Raw genomic sequence first — 18,173 nt, forward strand, 5'->3', positions numbered from 1 at the left:
GTGTGTGATGTATAATAATTTCGGTGTCTGAAGGAAAGAAACAGCAGATACCGAAGAAATACAGGAGAGAATGCGATAACAGGAGGTTACAGAAAATGATTTCGAAACATATGGCGCCGTACATGGAGGGAAACAAGACAGTCCGGGCGATGTTCGAACTGGGGAAGAATCTGGCAGCGGAGATAGGTGCGGAGAACGTGTACGATTTCAGTCTGGGCAACCCGAATGTGAATCCGCCGGAAGCGGTGAAGCAGGCGATCATCGATATTCTGAATACAGAAGATCCCCACGTGGTTCACGGATATATGTCCAATGCGGGATTTGACCTGACCCGGCAGGCGATTGCCGACAATCTGAACCAGCGCTTCGGCGGGGAAGGCGCCCACTATGCCGCAAAAAATATCGTCATGGAAACCGGCGCAGCCTATGCGCTGAATGTGGTGCTTCGTACTATCCTGGATGATGAGGATGAGATCATCACATTTGCGCCGTACTTCCTGGAGTATGCGAACTATGTCAGAAATTACAACGGGAAGACCGTGGCCGTGCCCCAGAGTCCGGAAACCGGATTCCAGCCGAATCTGGACGCTTTCGAGAAACTGATCACACCGCGCACGAAGGGCGTGATCATCAACAATCCGAACAATCCGACCGGTGTCATCTATACCGAGGAAACCATGACGAAGCTGGCGGCGATCCTGAAGAAGAAGGAAGAAGAATTCGGAACGGTGATTTACCTGATCAGCGACGAGCCGTACCGGGAACTGGTCTATACCGACGTGGAGGTACCGTTCGCACCGAAGTTCTACGACGACACCATCGTCGCCTATTCCTTCAGTAAATCCCTGTCCCTTCCGGGAGAGCGCATCGGCTATCTGGCTGTGGGAGATGAGGCAGACGGCGCAGAAGAACTGCTGGCGGCCCTGGCGGTGACGACCCGGGTGCTGGGCACTGTGAATGCACCGTCCCTGATTCAGCTGGCGGTGGCCCGCTGCCTGAACGAGAAGGTGGATGTGGATTATTACAAAAAGAACGCAGAAGATCTCTATCGGATTGTAACAGAGGCAGGTTTCGAAGCAGTGAAGCCGCAGGGCGCCTTCTATCTGTGGGTCAAGGCCCCGGACGGCGATGACAATGCCTTCGTGAACGCCGGCATCGACTGCCACATCATCATGGCGGGCGGCAGCGGATTCGCCGGACCGGGATATGTCCGTCTGGCATTCTGCGTCGACCATGAAATGATCCTGAAATCCGAGCCGGCATTCCGGGAGCTGGCGGCGAAGTACTTCTAAGTCGAAGCCGGTGCGCGAAGCCGGACGGGTGCGGTCGATGAAGACGGTGCGCGAAGCCGGGCGGGTGCGACATGAACAAAAATTCGATTTTCGCACCCGATTCCGGCCGGTTCCCCTGAAAATCAAAGGCGACATAATTCAGCCTGGTGCGGAAAATCAAAAAATCGATTTTTCGCACCAGGCTTTTGGATGGAAGGATTTGGAGATTGTAATTATTTTACTCAAAGTGTGTGCGTCAGATAAAATTTGCGGTTTTTCACTCCCGCTGCCCGACATGATCCGTCATGGCAGAAATGCCGGATCGCTCTGCCGGCGGCGCAGCGTGTTCGGCCTTTTCCCTGCGGTGGCCTGCCTGGACGACGGCCGCCTGCAGGAGATTTTTTTTGTCCTCCAAAGCCTGGTTCAGCCGGTGGTTCCGGACCGGCGCCAGGATCTTCCCCATGGTGAAGTTAAACGCCTTGAAACTCCAGGTCGTCACGGCCAGGTTGCGCTTCTCGTGAATGCGGCGGTATTCCCGCTCCCGGCCGCCGAAGGCCACGATGCCCCGCTCCCGGATGCTCTCGATCATGTCGTTGTTGCAGGTAATGTCCCGGTCGAAGATGGTGTACGCCAGCCCCACGTATTTCCCCACATGGGCGTCGGTGCCGCCGATGCAGGGCAGGTCGTACTGTTCGGCCAGATCCCGGGCCCGGGAGTTGGAGCTGGCTTTTTCACAGGCGTTCAGCCCCTCCAGAAAGTCGAAATGGGACATGAGATCCGTGTCCCGCATCATTTTCCGATAAAACATGGCGCTGGAACTCTTCATTCCGAACGGATGGGCCGGACCCAGCACGCCGCCGTAGTCGTGCACCAGCCGGATCAGGGACTCCACGGACATGCCCCGCATTTCCAGGAGCCGGAGATTGACGCCGTCCGGCATGATGACGATGTAGTGGCCGGCGTCCCGGGTGTCATATTCGATGCCCTTCAGAACCAGAAAATCCTTCGGCATGGATGCCCGGTGCAGCTTCCAGTGACGATACCCGTTGTAGGAGTCGTGGTCCGTCACCAGCATTCCGCTGAATCCCTGATCCTTCAGAAGCTGTGCGTAATCCCGGATGCTGATCCGTGCGTCGATGGAACCTTCTGCTGTATGACAATGCATATCAAATTTCATTGCAATTCCTCCTGTGTAATGATATACACTGAAATGGCGGGTGCTACAATATGAAGAGATGATTATTTTGTGATTTTTTCGGACAGACGTCGGACAGACTTCGGATAGATTTCGGACGGACAAAGATAAAAGGGGTGAACGATCGGTGAACAGCGATGAATTGATACGGGGAATGGCGGAAGACCGGGCCATGCAGTGTCTGAGCAGGAATATGGTGACCAATACGGACTTTCTGGATGCTCATCAGCAGTCGATGCTGCGGCTCGCCTTCCGGGAGCCCCGGGGGTGCGGCATCTCGTTCTGGGGCGGATATGAAGATGCGGACCGCCGGATCATGGTGTGCCTTCCGGATTATGCGGATATGGAGGCGGAATATGTGACCGGGCTTCTTTCAGTGATCCGGGCGGAACACAGCGCCCGGTCCGCGGCTTCCCGCACGGGACGGAAACTCAGTCACGGGGATTATCTGGGAGCCCTCATGGGGCTGGGGCTGAAGCGGGAGATGATCGGCGATATTCTGGTGCGGCCGGAAGGAGCGGACATTCTGGTGCTCAGCCGGGTGGCGGACTATGTTCTGCAGAACTTTTCCCAGGCCGGCAGGACGAATCTCAGCCTGACCCTTTTGCCGGTGAAGGAACTGCTTGTTCCGGTACGGGAAGGGACTTTGGTCCGGGATACGGTGGCTTCGCTCCGACTGGACGGAATCATCGCCTCCGCCTTCGGCCTGTCCCGTGGCCGGGCGGCGGCGGCGGTCCGGAGCGGCCTGGTCTTCGTGGATCACATGGAGTGTCTGGAGACAGACCGTCCGGTGGAGGAGGGAGCGGAGATCGTCCTCCGGCACAAGGGGAAGGTGATTCTGGAGGAAGTGGGCGGCACGTCCCGGAAAGGCCGGATTAACATTCTGCTGAAAAAACTGTAGAAAATCCTGCTGCCTCTGCTGTCGCTGCTGCCTCTGCTGTCGCTACTGTCGCTAATGCTTCTGCTGCTTCTGCTGCCGTTTGATCTTTCCGGTGGTCGTCTTCTCCAGGGGCTGGTCGGTCACTTCCAGACGTAGAATCTGCTTGTAATTCGGCAGGGTTCGGTTGATGGCTTCGATATCCGCCTTCACCCGGGCTTCCGGACTTTCCGGATTTCCCTTTGCATTTCCTGCGGCACCTCCCGCAGAGCCGGACGCTTCTGCGCCTGCTGTTTCTGGGCCGGCCTCATCTGCCATCCGGTCCGGATCATAGACGATCAGCGCCTTGATGGCCAGGTCCTTGTGATTACCGTCCCGGTGCCGCGGCTCTCCGGTGACCAGACATTCGGTGACGTACGGGATTTTCTGGATCAGCGCCTCCAGTTCCTCCGGATACACATTCTTTCCGTTCTTCAGCACGATTACATTCTTGGACCTGCCGGTCAGATAGACGAAACCGTCTTCGTCGATCCGTGCCAGATCTCCGGTGTGAAGCCAGCCGTTTTCCAGCGCTTTCGCCGTTTCCTCCGGGTCCTCATAATAGCCCAGCATGACACTGGGGGATCGGACGATCAGTTCTCCGATGCCGTCCCGGTTCGGGCGGGTCAGTTCCAGATCCACACCGTACAGCGCTTTGCCGATGGAGCCTGCCCGGCGGTTCTTCGGGTCCTCCGTGGTGATCACCGGGGAAGATTCCGTCATGCCGTACCCCTGGATCACCCGGACGCCGATGGTTTCCCATCCCCTCTGGATACGGGGATCCAGGGCAGATGCACCGCTGAAGATGAAGCGGAGATTTCCCCCCAGCTGCTCGTGGATCTCCCGGAACACTCTGCGGCGGAGGTCGATGTGCAGCTTCAGCATCCGGCGGGTCAGACGGACTCCCTTCTGGAACGAGGCGATCTTCCCTTCTTTCTCGATTCCCCGGATGATCCGCTTCCACATCGCCTCAATCAGCAGCGGCACGCCGATGAAAATCGACACGTGGTACTCCTGCATATTCTTCTGAATATACTTCAGACCCTCCGGGAAGGCGGTGGAAGCCCCGCAGGCGATCATCAGCGTCTGCCCTCCGGATCCGTAGGTGTGGTGATACGGGAGGAAGGCCATGTTCCTATCTCCCCGGCGGATCCCGGTGGTGCGCTGCATGGCGTATACGTTATACAGCACATTGTGCTGACTCAGCATGACCGCCTTCGCCCGGCTGGTGGTGCCGGAAGTGAAGACCATGATGGCTGTTTCATCCGGATCGATGGGCAGCGTAGTGTAGTCCGTGTCCCCGGCCCGGAAGGCTCTCCCCCCTTCTTCCAGAAGTTCCCGGATGGACAAAAAATCTGCAGTGTGATCGTTCATACAGACGTATTCCTCCACCGGAGCGTTCATTTCCTGCAGTCTGCGGACCAGGGGCAGATGCTTGGCATCGAAAATCAGCACCTTTGCGCCGCTGCGCTCCAGAGAAGAGAACGTTTCCTCTTCTTTCAATCCCTTGTCCAGCGGGACGGAAATCCCGATGCCGCCCAGGATGCTGAAGTGGGCGAGAACATATTCGTAGCAGTTTTCGCCCAGCAGTGCGATCCGCCGGCCGGTCCAGCCCCGGTTCTTCATGGCGGTGCCCAGCCAGTTGATCTCTGCCCGGAATTCCCGGAAAGTTACGTGACGGTACTCAGCCGGCGACGTTTTCGTCGCTTTCCTTGTTTTTATGATAAATGCGTCCGAATTCGTATACTCCAGGGCGGCGTAATTGGCCAGTGCCCGGAAATCCCTGTGCTCGCGGGCCTCGTACTGCGGCTTCATCTGCGGGATCCGGATGTTTCCGTTCGTCATGATCTCCATTCGATCCTCCTGCCTTCTTCGGGTTCCGATTTGGTTCAAAAAATTTAACTAATGTATTTTAGCACGGCCGGAAACGGTTGTACAGCCGAATTTTTCAGGGGTGGAATAGTCAGACAATTTGTCCATCGCTGGAAAGTGTGCGGTTGAACAGGCCTGTTTCCTGCGGTATAATATAACTATCTGCGGCTGGAGAGGGGCCGGCATCAGGCCGGGTCATGCCGCAGAATCCGCATGATTCATGACGGAAGGGAGGCGGTTGACTATGGGTAAGTACGGACTTCTGGGAGCGCATCTGGAATACAGCTATTCTCCGGAGATTCACTCCAAGTTCGGTGACTATCAGTATGATCTGATCGAGATCCCGGAGGAGAAACTGAAAGAAGTGGTGAACTCCCCGGAGTATGACGGTTTCAATGTGACGATTCCGTATAAGCGCAGTGTTATCACGCTGTGTGACGAAGTGTCTTCGGAGGCACTCCGGATCGGCGCAGTGAATACAATTGTGAAAGAAAATGGCCTGAAGAAGGGATATAATACGGACTACTTCGGCTTCTGCTACATGCTGAAACGAAACAACATCGAGCTGAAGGGGAAGAAGTGTATGGTTCTGGGAAACGGCGGTGCCTCTGCCATGGTTCAGACAGTGATGAGGGATCAGGGGGCTTCTGAGATCGTGGTGGTTTCCCGCCATGGTGAAGATAACTATGATAATTTGGACCGTCACTTTGACAGTGAGATCATTGTGAATGCAACCCCGGTGGGCATGTATCCGAATAACGGCGTGTCCCTGGTGAACGTGGATGATTTCCCGAATCTGAGCGGCGCTGTAGATCTCATTTATAATCCGAACAAGACGAAGTTTATTCTGGACGCCACCACCCGGGGTATCCCGGCCTGCGGCGGTCTGTCCATGCTGGTGGCCCAGGCGGAGAAGTCCAGTGAGCTGTTCCAGCACAGAGTGATCGATGACGAGGAGATCGATGCCGCCATCTACGACATCCGTTCGGAACTGCTGAATGTGGTGCTCATCGGCATGCCGGGAGCTGGGAAAACATTCCTGGGCCGGCGCATTGCGGAGCGGGAACACCGGAAATTCATCGATCTGGACGACCTGATTGTGGAGCGGGAAGGCATGTCCATTCCGGAAATTTTCCGGACCAAGGGCGAGGACTATTTCCGGAATGTGGAGACAGAAGTGCTCCGGGAAACCTGCAAGATGTCCGGGGTGGTGATCGCCTGCGGCGGCGGGATCGTGAAGCGGAAACAGAACTACAACCTGGCGAAGCAGAACAGCCGTATTATCTGGGTGAAGAGGGACCTGGACAAGCTGGATACGGAAGGCCGGCCGATCAGCCAGACGAAATCCGTGGAAGAGATTTACGAGGCCAGGAAGGATCTTTACGAAGCGTGGAGCGATTACTTCATCGATAATAATCAGGATTTCAATTAGGCATTCCGGCGGCATCAGGGGATTAGGCCGCTGGAATCGCTGATGTTATTTATGAAAACGAAAGGGGAGAATGATGAGAAGGGGATCAGAGAATCTGCGAAGAAACTGGAGGCGGGTCACTGCGATGGCGGCGGCCCTTTTTGTGGCGTTTTCGCTGCTGCCGGCGGGGCTGACTTCCGTCCGGGCGGAGGAAGCCGGGCAGGGGGAGAATGCCGCACCGGCAGCCGTGTCCACGAAAGTGTCGGGCCTTTGCACCCGGCTGAAACGGACAAGCTGGACCGGCACGCTGAAGGATTCCATTACGGTGAAACCGGCTTACGGCCGGGAAGTCCGGCTGTATTATTATGACAGCAGCGCCCGGAAGTGGATTCGGAAGAAGACATACCATACGGCGAATCAGGAGAGTGCGAAAGTCACACTGGCCTACACATCCGAGTGGAAGACCCGCTATACCACGAAGTGGAAGATCACCATTCCGAAGAAGGCGGCATTCACGAAAACCACGGGAACTGACGGCAGTCAGAACACCGGCGGTCAGGAAGGCGGCAGTCAGGCTGCCCCGGAAATTGTTCCGGAATCCAAGTATTATTCCAAGACGATTACGGTCACTGCGGGATATCTGAATGCCAGTTCCGCCGTGGTGCTGGATGCGGCGACGGGCCGTGCGGTCTACTCCAAGAATCCGACTACGAAACGGAAGCCGGCCAGTATGACGAAGATGATGACCGCAATTCTGCTGGCCGAGAACAAGGGCTGGAATGACCAGGTGAAGATCACGAAGGAAGCGGCCGCCACACCATGGGGACTGTACATGAAAAACGGGGATGTCACCACGGCGAAGAACATTCTGTACGCCATGATGCTGCCGTCCGCAAATGATGCGGCCTGCGCTGCGGGAATCTCCGTGGGCGGCACCACGGCTAATTTCGCCAGAATGATGACGAACCGCGCCAAACAGCTGGGCGCCTACTCCACTGTATACAAGAACGCCCACGGGCTGGATACCGTCGGGAACTATTCCACGGCCAAGGATACAGCGAAGATCGGTGCCTATCTGATGCAGGCCAAGTCCACGGCCCTGGTCCGAAAGGCAATTACCACCACGAAGTATTCCTTCCGCACATCGAAGAAGAAAATCAAGTATACTCTGTACAGTACAGATGCCATGCTCAGTGATTCAGAGTATGAATTCGCCGGCATCAAGACCGGAACCACCACCCTGGGCGGATGCTGCTTCTGCGGTGCCTTCGAATATGACGGCAGACAGTACATCTCCGTTATCATGGGGGCGTCCAACAACACCAACCGCTGGTCAGACACGCGGAAATTGGCAGATCTCACAGAATATGCGGTGGTGAACAATCTGAATGAATATGTCCTGTAGCGAGACGGCAGGATCAGGGGGGATGTGATGCTTCACATCCCCTCTCTTTGTATGAAAAGCCGGGATCCGGGGAGGACGGGCACAGAGCCGGTGTGCCCCGCCGGCCTGGAAGGATTAATAATTTTGATTTATGGTCATACCACAATAGAATTTATCAATCTGATTCTGTGGTACAGGCATGTTAAAATAATGGCAGAACGTATGAATACAGAGGACCTTGTCCCGGGGACCGGTTGCAGGCGCTGCCGGTTTCCTTTTTCATGAAAGAAAGGTGGATCGTTATGGCGGATTACAGAAAGATGTGGGAAGAACTCGGCATGGATGTGGAATCCCACGATAACTTATGTGAGGTGCTGCCGCAGGCAATCGGAGATACATTCCTGGCCCAGGAAAACCGGCCGGAGAAGATGGATTACTTTGACTTCGTCATCTCGGAGGTACACGGGGTCCGTCCGGCGGAGCTGAAGAAGTTCCGGGAAGAAGGCGGAAAGGTCTTCGGAACGTTCTGTGCTTATGTGCCGGATGAGATTATTTTTGCGGCGAACGGAATTGCCACAGGGCTCTGTGCCGGATCCCAGTTCTGGGTGCCGGCGGGAGAGGCGGTGCTGCCGGCGAACACCTGCCCGCTGATCAAGGCCAGTCTGGGCGCCCGTTTCTCCCGCACCTGCCCGTTCTTCCGTCTGGCGGATATGTATATCGGTGAGACGACCTGCGACGGCAAGAAGAAAGCCTATGAGATTCTGGCAGAGGATGTGCCGATGCACATCATGGACCTGCCGCAGATGAAGCGCCCGGTGGATGTGAAGAAATGGGCGGACGAGGTCCGCATTCTGAAGGACGTGGTGGAGAAGGTGACCGGCAACCCGGTTACGGAGGAGAATCTGGCGGAGAATATCCGGAAGATCAACCGGAAGAGAGCGGCACTGCAGAGACTGTATGATCTCAGAAAGAATCCGAATGTGCCGATCAGCGGTACAGATGTTCTGCTGATCTCCCAGATTGCGTATTACGATGATCCGGAGCGGTTCACTATGAAGGTGAATGAACTCTGTGACGAACTGGAGCAGCGGGCAGCCCAGGGTGTGAATGTGGCCAGGGGAAAGAAGCGCATCATGTTCACCGGCACACCGATGGCGGTGCCGAACTGGAAGATGCACAGCCTGGTGGAAAACTGCGGCGCAGTGGTGGTCTGCGAGGAAACCTGCACCGGCACCAGATATTTCGAAAATCAGGTGGACGAGTCCGGAACGACCATGGACGAGATGATTGATCATATCGCAGAACGCTATATGAAGATCAACTGTGCCTGCTTCACCCCGAATACCGGCAGAATCGACGATATCCTGCGTCTGGCGAAGGAATACAATGTGGACGGCGTCATCGACGTGCATCTGAAGTTCTGCCAGACTTACGACACGGAAAGCTATTTCGTAGAGCGGAAACTGAAGGAAGAAGGAATCCCTGTTCTGGAGATTGAGACAGATTACACAGAGACCGATGCGCAGCAGCTGAAGACGAGAGTGGAAGCCTTCATCGAAATGATGGATTAACCGTCTCGGGAACGGGTATATTTCCGATGGTAACGAAGATGCACTGGTATATATTATTTGAGAATCACACGGATGGGACGGCCATGTACCATGCGTTGAAAGAGGCCGGGCTCCACGCCCGGATCTCCCCGACCCCCCGGCAGCTTTCCGTCTGCTGCGGTGTTTCCCTGCTGATCCAAGAGGAGGAGATCCCCCGGATCCGGGAGCTGGCGGAGGAGAAGAAACTCCGATATCTGAAGATCGAAGGATTGGACAATCCGTTTGACCGGGGACGGATCCATGTCGTGTGACAGAAGGAACAGAAACATGAATTATATCGGAATCGATATCGGATCCACGGCGTCGAAGGTCTGTGTGCTGACGCCGGAAGAGAATGGCGCACTGCACCGGGATTTCCGGGTTCTGCCCACAGGCTGGAATTCGAAGATCACTGCGGGACTCATTCGGGAGGACCTGGAGAAACAGCTTGGGTCGCTGGAAGATACCCGGGTTGTGGCCACCGGTTACGGCCGGATCTCCGTGGATTATGCGGACAAAGTCATCACGGAAATCTCCTGCCACGGCCGGGGCGGTTATGCACTGGCGGGCCGGGACTGCAGCATCGTGGATGTGGGCGGTCAGGATACGAAGTTCATCAATGTGGTAAATGGGAAAGCCGTGGATTTCCTGATGAATGACAAGTGTGCGGCCGGTACCGGGAAATTCATCGAGGTCATGGCAAATCGCCTGGGCGTCACCATCGAAGAACTGTTCGATCTGGCGAAGATCGGCCATCCGATTCCGATCAGCTCGCTGTGCACCGTATTCGCGGAGTCGGAAGTCATCAATTATATGGGTGAAGGAAAGAGCCGGGAAGACCTGGCGGCCGGCGTCATTGACAGCGTGGCCCAGAAGGTGGCTACACTGATGCTGAGAAACGAACTGTCGGATATGGTGATCATCACCGGGGGACTGAGTTCCAACGACTATTTCGCAGAACGGCTGTCGGAGAAAGTGGACCACCGGGTGATTCCGCAGCCGGAGGGGCGGTTCGCCGGTGCCTATGGTGCTGCACTGCTGGCGAAGGAGAAACTGGGTTGACGGACCCGTCGTAAGAAGGAATAAATCAGGGGCCGCTGCTTTGAAGCAGCGGCCCCTGATTTTTAAATGGTGGGCGGGGCAGGTGCGGCGGCCGTCCGGGCAGGTGCGGAATTCGTTATTTTCTTGATTTCGCACCTGCGGTTCCCCTGTTTCCGGTCGGCGGCCCGCCAGACGAAACAGTGCGGGTGCGAAATAGTAAAATAATCCTGTTTCCGCACTCTGCCGTTTCTGGAGCGAATTGAATCATCATGGATAGTCTTTTTGGGGTGCATAGTTATACAAAAAAATCTGATGATATGCGCTCGAATGTCTGAATCACATGCGCGATGGAAACAGGGAGCAGTACATTCTGGGGTGTTCGGTATATTGCTTCGGAAGACTGGATATTGTTACAGCTCCAATGGGTGCGGAAACAAGCATTTCCCCTCTTTCCGCACCCTCATGCGGGAATGGAATATTTAATTCGTGATTTATTTTGGCTTTCGCACCTTGACCAGCGTGTTTCAGGTGCGAAAAACCCAAAACTTCCGATTCCGCACCTTTCACTAATATGCAATCATGATTCGTATACAATCTGGCCATGTATTGGTCATCCACCGGCCTGTAGCAGTAACGTGATCGTGATTTGTATACAATCCAGCCCGGCACAATCCAGCCCAGCACAATCCAGCCCGGCACAATCCAGCCCGGCGCAATCCAGCTACGACTTCCGGATGAACAATCCGATGATGCCGTTCACCTGCTTAGAGTTGTCGTGCCGGCGCAGGACACGCAGGAAATCGTCGGTGGTGGCCCGGCCGAGCATGTAGGTTTTGTAATAATCCTGCAGGAATGCGTCGAATTTCGTCTCCCCCATGGTTACGTACAGGTAGCTGATGAAGTTTTCTCCGTATCCATACGGGATCGTAGTGGACCCCAGGCCCTTTGGAAAGCGGTTCGCCGGAATGTTGACGTAGGTTTTTTCTTTTGTTTTCAGACGGTACCGGATCTGCTGCCGGGCATCGGAGAAGAATGCTTTCCGCATGCGGGCGGTCTGACCGGGGGCCTTTTCGATTTTGTCCACATAGGCGGTGCTCGGGGCAGTGCTCAGGCCGTACAGCTCATTCTGCAGGAAACTGGCCATGCCCTCGTCCAGCCACGCCTCCCGGTACTCGTCGTTCCCCACGGCGGCGTAGAACCACTGGTGGCCGATTTCATGGGAGATATCGTTCTGGATTGCGTAGAAGTCACAGGTCGCCCGGGATTTGGCCAGATATTCCTGGGTTCCGTTGATCATGACAAGACCCGGATATTCCATGCCGCCGAACCCGAATCCGAAGATTCCTTCCGTGATATCCAGTTCGTCATACGGATACGGACCGATGTGTTTCGTGTACAGTTCGATGCTGTCCCGGGCCACCATGCGGCAGACTTTCCGATACAGATCCATGTACTTCGTCTTTCCGTAACGGTTCGGGAACCAGTAGTTGTTCACGGTGATGCCCTGTACGGTGAAGGTGTCCTTCCGGAATGCGTTGCAGGCGACAATGGCCAGGTCCCGGACATTCCGGGCCTGGATGGAGGTGACGCCGTTTTTTGTTTCACTGCTGCCGGTGGCCGCCACCCGGTAGGATGCCGGCGCCCGGAAGGTGACGTCGTAATCCGTCACGGCGCTGTTCCGGTTCTCGCCGTCGTCATAGTAAGGGTGGTGAACCCATTTCCCGTTCTGGTAGTCGCTGAGGTACGGGAAGCAGAAGGAGAGGTTGTAGACCGTTCCTTTCTTTCCCAGTCCGGTATAGCCGAACCGGTCTTCCCGTTTCGGCACGGAAGTGGTGACTTTCACAGTGACGTCCAGGGTACCGCCTGCCGGAACGGCCCGGTCGCCCAGAGAAACGGTCAGCACGCCGGGATCCTTCGCATCCTTCCGGTAACGGAGGGACGTTTCTCCGGCGGTAATGGATCTGACGGTGGTTTTCGCACTTTTCGGCACATCAGCCCGGTAGTACTTCCGGTCGTACCGGAGGTATCCGTCAGCGATGTTCACGATGCATAGTTCGGTGAGCGGATTACCGCTGTGGTTAGCCACCCGCATGGTGACAGTCTGGCGGAGCAGCTTCTTCTTCGTGTCCAGAGAAGCCTGGATGGAGTAGTGCTCTGCCCGCACAGCAGGGGCGGAAGCGGACGCCGCCGGGGAAGCTGTATCGGCAAAACCGATCAGGGGTGCGTTCGTGATTCCCAGCAGCAGAGTGGCTGACAGAAGCACTGTCAGAAGCCTGCGGATCATCGTCTTCATGGATTGCTCTCCTTTCTCCCGGCCGGGCCGGGAAGCGGGGAAAATATCGTACGTAGATTATACAGGAAATCCCCAGATGGAAGGAGAATATTTAGAATAAATAAGGAATCTGAATCCAAAAATAAGAAATCGTATTCAAATCATGATTAAAATTGATATCGTATACAATCCGTGAATTGCAGTAAAATAAAACAGATTATTTTAAAATACTTTTAAAAATTCGCAAAAGTTAAATAAATAACAGTTCTTGACGCGTTATCTCATGCTATAATAGCCGTAGGCCAGGACCCTTTGGGATACTGTCCTATTGACAGTGGAGGAAGGGACTGACGGCAGATCAGTATTCTGCCAGAGAGGAGTGGTATTATGGGGAGACCACCGCTGGACAGAAAGACGAGACGCGCCGCTGCACAGAACATGATCCACAGCGCGGAGCAGCTCATCGAAGAAGACGGGATCGGTCATGTGACGATCCGGAAAATCGCCAACAGGGCAGACGTGAACAGCGCTGCTCTCTATCACTATTTCACTGACGTGGACGAACTGCTCATGTTCGCCTGTATGGACATTATGCGCCTGATTTCGGAGAATGTAGACGAAGTGAAGGCACAGACAGAAGATACGGACCCGATGACCCGTTATACCCGGGTGTGGGAAGTGCTCTGCAGTGACGGATTCCGCAATCCGGAGCTGACGAGCCATGTGCTGTTCGGAAAGCACAGTGAAGACATCGAACGGATTGTGCGGAAGTATCTGACGATCTTCCCGGCGCCGGAGCATGAGGATGACGATGAGCCGGACCCGGAGAGAATGAAGAGTCTGATTAATCACTTCGATTTTCGGTCGGATGTCAAACAGGAAACGGCGGGTGCGATGAACCGGGATGTGGACGATCCGCATGTCGAGATTGTCACAGAACTGATGATGGGGTATTACAGAATGCTCCTGGGGGAACTGGCGCAGGACAGGGGGAATTCCCTGAGCGCCGAAGAGCAGACGGAGAAGATGCTGAAGGCAGCGAAATATCTGATGCAGAAGCCGATCTCCTGAGCGAAGAGCGGGCGGCACGTAAGGATCATACGTGCCGTCCGTTTTTTTCTGGGTCCGCCGCATCCCGTTTCAGGAAGAAAACAGAAAGCACTGCGGACACCGGCACCGTCAGGCAGCAGCCGATGCCGCTGACAGAAACGGAGATCAGTTCTCCGGCCAGGGACTGGCTGTTCAGCACATACCGGAGCGGATAATCTGTCAGATACTGAATGATCAGCGTCATGTACTCTGCGATGTATACATAGAAAATCGTGTGGATGGAAGTGGCCAGAATGGACTTCCCCACATTCATGGAAGAGCGGAGCAGCGGCTCCCATCCCATGGACGGGTTCGCTGTCCGGAGCTCTCCGGTGGAAGAAATCACCGCCACAGCGCTGTCGATGGACGTTCCCAGCAGGGCGATGAACATGACGGAAATCTGGATCTGCAGCATGTTGAGGTCCACGTTCCGGGTGTACCCGTTGGAGTCAGTTATTTCATATTCCTCCGGGTTGAAGCCGTAAGCACCTGCCTGACGGGCCAGAAGAAACACCAGCGGAATCATGATCACCAGCACCAGCATCACGCTGCAGAATGCGGTGCGGGCCATGGTTCCGTGCTCGTTCTGATAGTACAGAATGGCTCCGGTGATCAGCGCACAGGCTCCCAGAGTCACCGCCGCCGGCGGAAGGCCCCGGTATATCAGGAATATGGCGGCCAGCATGATGAGGAGGCTGAGGGCGGTGGAAACAATGGAACGGACCCCTTTGTCTCCGCAGGACAGGAAGATCAGCAGGATCAGAATCCCTGCCAGGAAAAACATGCTCATGCGTTTTCGCCCCCTTTCTGTGCGTGCATGCGATAATGTCTGACGGCAACCAGGGAAGCCGCCGGGATGGCCAGTACGACACCGATACTTCCGGTCAGGAACCGGGCGGTGTCGAAGAATATGTTGTACCGCAGGATCGTGTGGAAGGCAATGCCGTTGCGGAGCGACAGCAGAATGATCGGCAGCGCGCCGGCCATATTGGTGAACAGCATCAGGCTGATCATGGTGCCCACCAGGTCATCTCCCACGGTGCGGCAGGTCCGGAACAGACTTTTTGGAGACAGATCGCCGCCGGTGTCGGCGATTTCACTGACTGTGGCCACGATGGTGACCACCACATCCATGACGGCTCCCAGACATCCCACCAGAATTTCTGACAAAAATATCATATTGGCGTCCGCCTGACTGTAAGGCTGGCTCAGGTAATCCATGAAGTCATAGTCAATCCGTCCGCCGAAGTTCAGTGCGATGAAGGCAATCAGCGTGGTCAGGGATGCGGCGGTCAGTGTGGCGAGAAAGGCCAGTTTCGTCCGTTCGTTTCTGCCGTACATGAAGAACAGCAGCATCCAGGTGAAGAAAATCACCAGCGGAATCATCATAATCAGGATGTTGTACCCTTTCGTGTAGAGGTGGAGAACGAAAGCGAAGGCGATCATATTCAGAATCAGACTGAAGATGGTAAGCGCCCCCCGCCTTCCGCCCACCAGCAGGAAGAGACCGAACAGCGCAGTGAGGACGCCCAGAATCAGCCAGTCCCGCTTCATGCCGGACGCAGTACCGGAGAGATCACCGGCTTTATTTTTTGTCAGACTGCCGATGAAGATCTGGTTCCCCGGGGCGTACTTCGTGTCATAGACCCCGGACCGGGTATATTCATTGGAGACCAGAGCCTCCTGCCCCCGGCATGACCCGTTCAGCAGGCGGACCCGGAGTGTCTGGGTGTAGTAGTGCTCCGTGTAATCATGATTATCATCTCCACCGGTTTTCGTTCCGGCAGCGTGATCTGTAACGGAGATGACCCGGCCGATATCGCCGGAATAAAGCCCGGCATCCATCCGGGCGCCGACCATGACGGCGGCCACGATGAGGAGCCAGATCAGGATCTTCGGATAGGGAATCGAAATGCCGGGGCGGGATGATCCCGCCGGCAGAGTTTGTATTTTCATAGTAATGTCTTTCTGTGGTTCAGTTCGCTCCGCCGTGTGACAGGGCGGTTCCCGGAGAAAGATCAGATCTTCCGGCGAACCCCGACATTATATGACCGGATTGTGATGAATCTGCGAATATTGTATTTTCGATATGGTTAGGTTAGAATATTTCTGTGCGGCCGGGTGGATTCCAGCGGCCGCTTTCGTTAGGAGGAAATATGAACGGTACCGGTTTTTTTGTGATTGTGCTGGGTCTGGCGGCGCTGATCGCAGGGGTGATTCTGTCGCTGCTGCGCATGGCGGAACTGCGCCGGGAACTGGAAGGGCTGCGGAATGATTCCGGAGAACGGCAGCGCCAGGAGATGGCAGAATTCGAGAATGCGGTCTGGCGGGCGCTGAAGGAGTCCGCGGAACTGCAGAATCAGTCTCTAAGGGATCTGAATACCAGGTTCCAGCAGTTTTCCGGCGGCGTTGAACAGCGGCTGGATAATCTGCGGAACGGTGTGGGCGGCCAGCTGGAAGGAATGAATAAGAACATGAACTGGCAGATTGCGAATCTGACCAGGGAGAACAGCCGGCAGCTGGACCAGATCCGGGAGACCGTGGACGAGAAACTGCAAAAGACGCTGGAACAGCGGATCGGCCAGTCGTTTCGCACTGTGAATGAGAGTCTGGAGCAGGTCAGCCGGGGCCTGGGAGAAATGCAGAATCTGGCTCGGGGCGTGGGGGATCTGAAGAAGGTGCTCTCTAATGTGAAAACTCGGGGTAATCTGGGAGAAATTCAGCTGGGGGCGATTCTGGAGGAAATTCTGGCGCCGGATCAGTATGATACGAATGTGAATACAACGAGTTCCGGCCGGGAAGTGGTGGAATTTGCCGTGAAGATGCCGGGGGAGAACGGGAACCGGGTGTGGCTGCCCATCGACTCCAAATTCCCGGGAGACAGTTACGCCGCATTGCTGGATGCCTATGACCGGGCAGATCCCAGGGCGGTGGAAGCAGCGAGGAAGAACCTGGCACAGGTAGTGAAGAAAGAGGCGAAGGATATCCGGGAGAAATATATCGCTCCGCCGAACACCACGGATTTCGGGGTGATGTTCCTGCCGTCGGAGGGTCTGTATGCGGAAGTGATCCGCATGGGCCTGCTGGAGACGCTGCAGAGGGAATACCGGGTGAACGTGGCGGGTCCCGCCACCATGGCGGCGCTCTTGAACAGCCTGCAGATGGGATTCCGCACGCTGGCCATCGGACGAAGAACCAGCGAGGTCTGGAATACACTGAGCGCCGTGAAGACAGAGTTCGGCAAGTTCGAGGAAGTGCTTCGGAAGGCGCAGGACAATCTGGCGAAGACAAGTACGAATCTGGACCAGCTGATCGGCGTCCGCACCCGGGTCATGCAGCAGAAACTGAAGGATCTGACAATGCCGGAGGACCGTTAGATAATCGGATTGATACGGAGGGAAGAATTTTCATGAAAATATATGCGATCGGAGATCTTCACCTCTCCTTCGACAGCCGGATCCGAAAACCCATGGATGTTTTCGGACCGGCCTGGGCGCATCATGCACAGCGTCTGGAGCGCAACTGGCGGGAGCTGGTGGGAGAGGAAGACGTTGTCATTGTTCCGGGGGATCTTTCCTGGGGCCTCAGACTGGATGAAGCCCTGGAGGACCTGCACTGGATTGAGGCCCTGCCGGGACGGAAGGTGATGGTGAAGGGAAATCATGATCTGTGGTGGACTTCCATCGGGCGGATCCGAAAAATGTTCGATGAAGACCGGATGGTGTTCCTGCAGAATGATTCCTTCTGCGTGCCGGGGACCCGGCTCAGAATCTGCGGCACCCGGGGATGGAACTGTCCCGGAGCCGAAGGGTTCGGGGAGCACGACGAGAAGATCTATCAGCGGGAACTGCTCCGGCTGGAGATGTCCCTGGCTGACGCCAGGAAACAGGATACAACGGAGATCATCGGTGCGCTGCACTATCCGCCCACCAATGAAAAGAAGCAGCCGTCCGGATTCACGAAACTGCTGTCGGAATATGGGGTGAAGACCTGTGTTTACGGACATCTTCACGGGGAACGGAATTTCCGCCGGGGAATCACCGGCTGCTTGAACGGGGTGAATTACCGGCTGACTTCATTGGATTATCTGGATGCACGGCCGACGCTGCTGAAGGAGATCGAATAGAATTGAA

General features: G+C 55.6%; 15 protein-coding genes. 10 read left to right on the forward strand and 5 right to left on the reverse strand.

What is annotated here, in order from left to right:
* Nucleotides 1–95 precede the first annotated feature (95 nt).
* On the forward strand, nucleotides 96–1,292 hold the full coding sequence (locus tag BLQ24_RS01370; RefSeq protein WP_090161892.1) for a pyridoxal phosphate-dependent aminotransferase: 1,197 nt from the start codon (nucleotides 96–98) through the stop codon (nucleotides 1,290–1,292).
* 256 nt (nucleotides 1,293–1,548) lie between these two features.
* Here the strand turns inward: BLQ24_RS01370 and BLQ24_RS01375 are convergent, their stop codons facing one another.
* Complete coding sequence (locus BLQ24_RS01375) at nucleotides 1,549–2,448, reverse strand: PHP-associated domain-containing protein (protein ID WP_090161894.1); 900 nt, start codon at nucleotides 2,446–2,448, stop codon at nucleotides 1,549–1,551.
* 145 nt (nucleotides 2,449–2,593) lie between these two features.
* On the opposite strand from BLQ24_RS01375, the gene BLQ24_RS01380 reads away from it, so the two are divergent.
* The gene (locus BLQ24_RS01380; protein ID WP_143004218.1) at nucleotides 2,594–3,367 is read left to right on the forward strand and encodes a YlmH family RNA-binding protein; all 774 of its coding nucleotides are present in this window, start codon (nucleotides 2,594–2,596) and stop codon (nucleotides 3,365–3,367) included.
* 51 nt (nucleotides 3,368–3,418) lie between these two features.
* On the opposite strand, the gene BLQ24_RS01385 is transcribed toward BLQ24_RS01380, so the two are convergent.
* Nucleotides 3,419–5,236: an AMP-binding protein gene (locus BLQ24_RS01385; RefSeq protein WP_090161898.1), complete on the reverse strand. Its 1,818-nt coding sequence runs from the start codon at nucleotides 5,234–5,236 to the stop codon at nucleotides 3,419–3,421.
* A gap of 262 nt (nucleotides 5,237–5,498) precedes the next feature.
* Here BLQ24_RS01385 and BLQ24_RS01390 point away from each other — a divergent pair, with 262 nt between their 5' ends.
* The 5 genes from BLQ24_RS01390 to BLQ24_RS01410 all read left to right on the forward strand — a co-directional run bounded on the left by BLQ24_RS01390 (nucleotide 5,499) and on the right by BLQ24_RS01410 (nucleotide 10,700).
* Nucleotides 5,499–6,686 (forward strand): shikimate kinase, encoded by a 1,188-nt coding sequence (locus BLQ24_RS01390; protein ID WP_163439339.1) that lies wholly within the window; start codon nucleotides 5,499–5,501, stop codon nucleotides 6,684–6,686.
* 73 nt (nucleotides 6,687–6,759) lie between these two features.
* The gene (locus BLQ24_RS01395; RefSeq protein ID WP_173452385.1) at nucleotides 6,760–8,070 is read left to right on the forward strand and encodes a D-alanyl-D-alanine carboxypeptidase family protein; all 1,311 of its coding nucleotides are present in this window, start codon (nucleotides 6,760–6,762) and stop codon (nucleotides 8,068–8,070) included.
* A gap of 281 nt (nucleotides 8,071–8,351) precedes the next feature.
* Nucleotides 8,352–9,620, forward strand: coding sequence for a double-cubane-cluster-containing anaerobic reductase (locus BLQ24_RS01400; protein ID WP_090161903.1), 1,269 nt, complete (start codon nucleotides 8,352–8,354; stop codon nucleotides 9,618–9,620).
* Nucleotides 9,621–9,646: 26 nt separating this feature from the next.
* A complete protein-coding gene (locus tag BLQ24_RS01405; RefSeq protein ID WP_090161905.1) occupies nucleotides 9,647–9,910 on the forward strand; it encodes a putative Se/S carrier protein in 264 nt (87 codons plus the stop codon).
* 16 nt (nucleotides 9,911–9,926) lie between these two features.
* Complete coding sequence (locus tag BLQ24_RS01410) at nucleotides 9,927–10,700, forward strand: acyl-CoA dehydratase activase (protein WP_090161907.1); 774 nt, start codon at nucleotides 9,927–9,929, stop codon at nucleotides 10,698–10,700.
* Between the two features lie 700 nt (nucleotides 10,701–11,400).
* On the opposite strand, the gene BLQ24_RS01415 is transcribed toward BLQ24_RS01410, so the two are convergent.
* Entirely contained in the window at nucleotides 11,401–12,972 is a 1,572-nt protein-coding gene (locus tag BLQ24_RS01415; protein ID WP_090161909.1) for a M1 family metallopeptidase, read from the reverse strand.
* 366 nt (nucleotides 12,973–13,338) lie between these two features.
* Between BLQ24_RS01415 and BLQ24_RS01420 the strand changes: the two genes are divergently transcribed.
* A complete protein-coding gene (locus BLQ24_RS01420; RefSeq protein ID WP_090161911.1) occupies nucleotides 13,339–14,022 on the forward strand; it encodes a TetR/AcrR family transcriptional regulator in 684 nt (227 codons plus the stop codon).
* A 25-nt stretch (nucleotides 14,023–14,047) separates the two neighbouring features.
* Here BLQ24_RS01420 and BLQ24_RS01425 read toward each other — a convergent pair whose 3' ends face one another.
* Together BLQ24_RS01425 and BLQ24_RS01430 are read right to left on the reverse strand one after the other, a co-directional pair.
* The gene (locus BLQ24_RS01425; protein ID WP_090161913.1) at nucleotides 14,048–14,830 is read right to left on the reverse strand and encodes a YibE/F family protein; all 783 of its coding nucleotides are present in this window, start codon (nucleotides 14,828–14,830) and stop codon (nucleotides 14,048–14,050) included.
* Nucleotides 14,827–15,996 (reverse strand): YibE/F family protein, encoded by a 1,170-nt coding sequence (locus BLQ24_RS01430; protein ID WP_090161915.1) that lies wholly within the window; start codon nucleotides 15,994–15,996, stop codon nucleotides 14,827–14,829. Before BLQ24_RS01430 ends, BLQ24_RS01425 begins: the two co-directional genes overlap by 4 nt.
* A gap of 200 nt (nucleotides 15,997–16,196) precedes the next feature.
* Between BLQ24_RS01430 and BLQ24_RS01435 the strand changes: the two genes are divergently transcribed.
* Both BLQ24_RS01435 and BLQ24_RS01440 read left to right on the forward strand, forming a co-directional pair.
* Nucleotides 16,197–17,417: a DNA recombination protein RmuC gene (locus tag BLQ24_RS01435; RefSeq protein ID WP_090161916.1), complete on the forward strand. Its 1,221-nt coding sequence runs from the start codon at nucleotides 16,197–16,199 to the stop codon at nucleotides 17,415–17,417.
* A 32-nt stretch (nucleotides 17,418–17,449) separates the two neighbouring features.
* Entirely contained in the window at nucleotides 17,450–18,166 is a 717-nt protein-coding gene (locus BLQ24_RS01440) for a metallophosphoesterase (protein WP_090161918.1), read from the forward strand.
* Nucleotides 18,167–18,173 lie beyond the last annotated feature (7 nt).

It is taken from the genome of Eubacterium pyruvativorans, from assembly GCF_900102225.1.
GTDB lineage: Bacteria > Bacillota > Clostridia > Peptostreptococcales > Anaerovoracaceae > Aminicella > Aminicella pyruvativorans.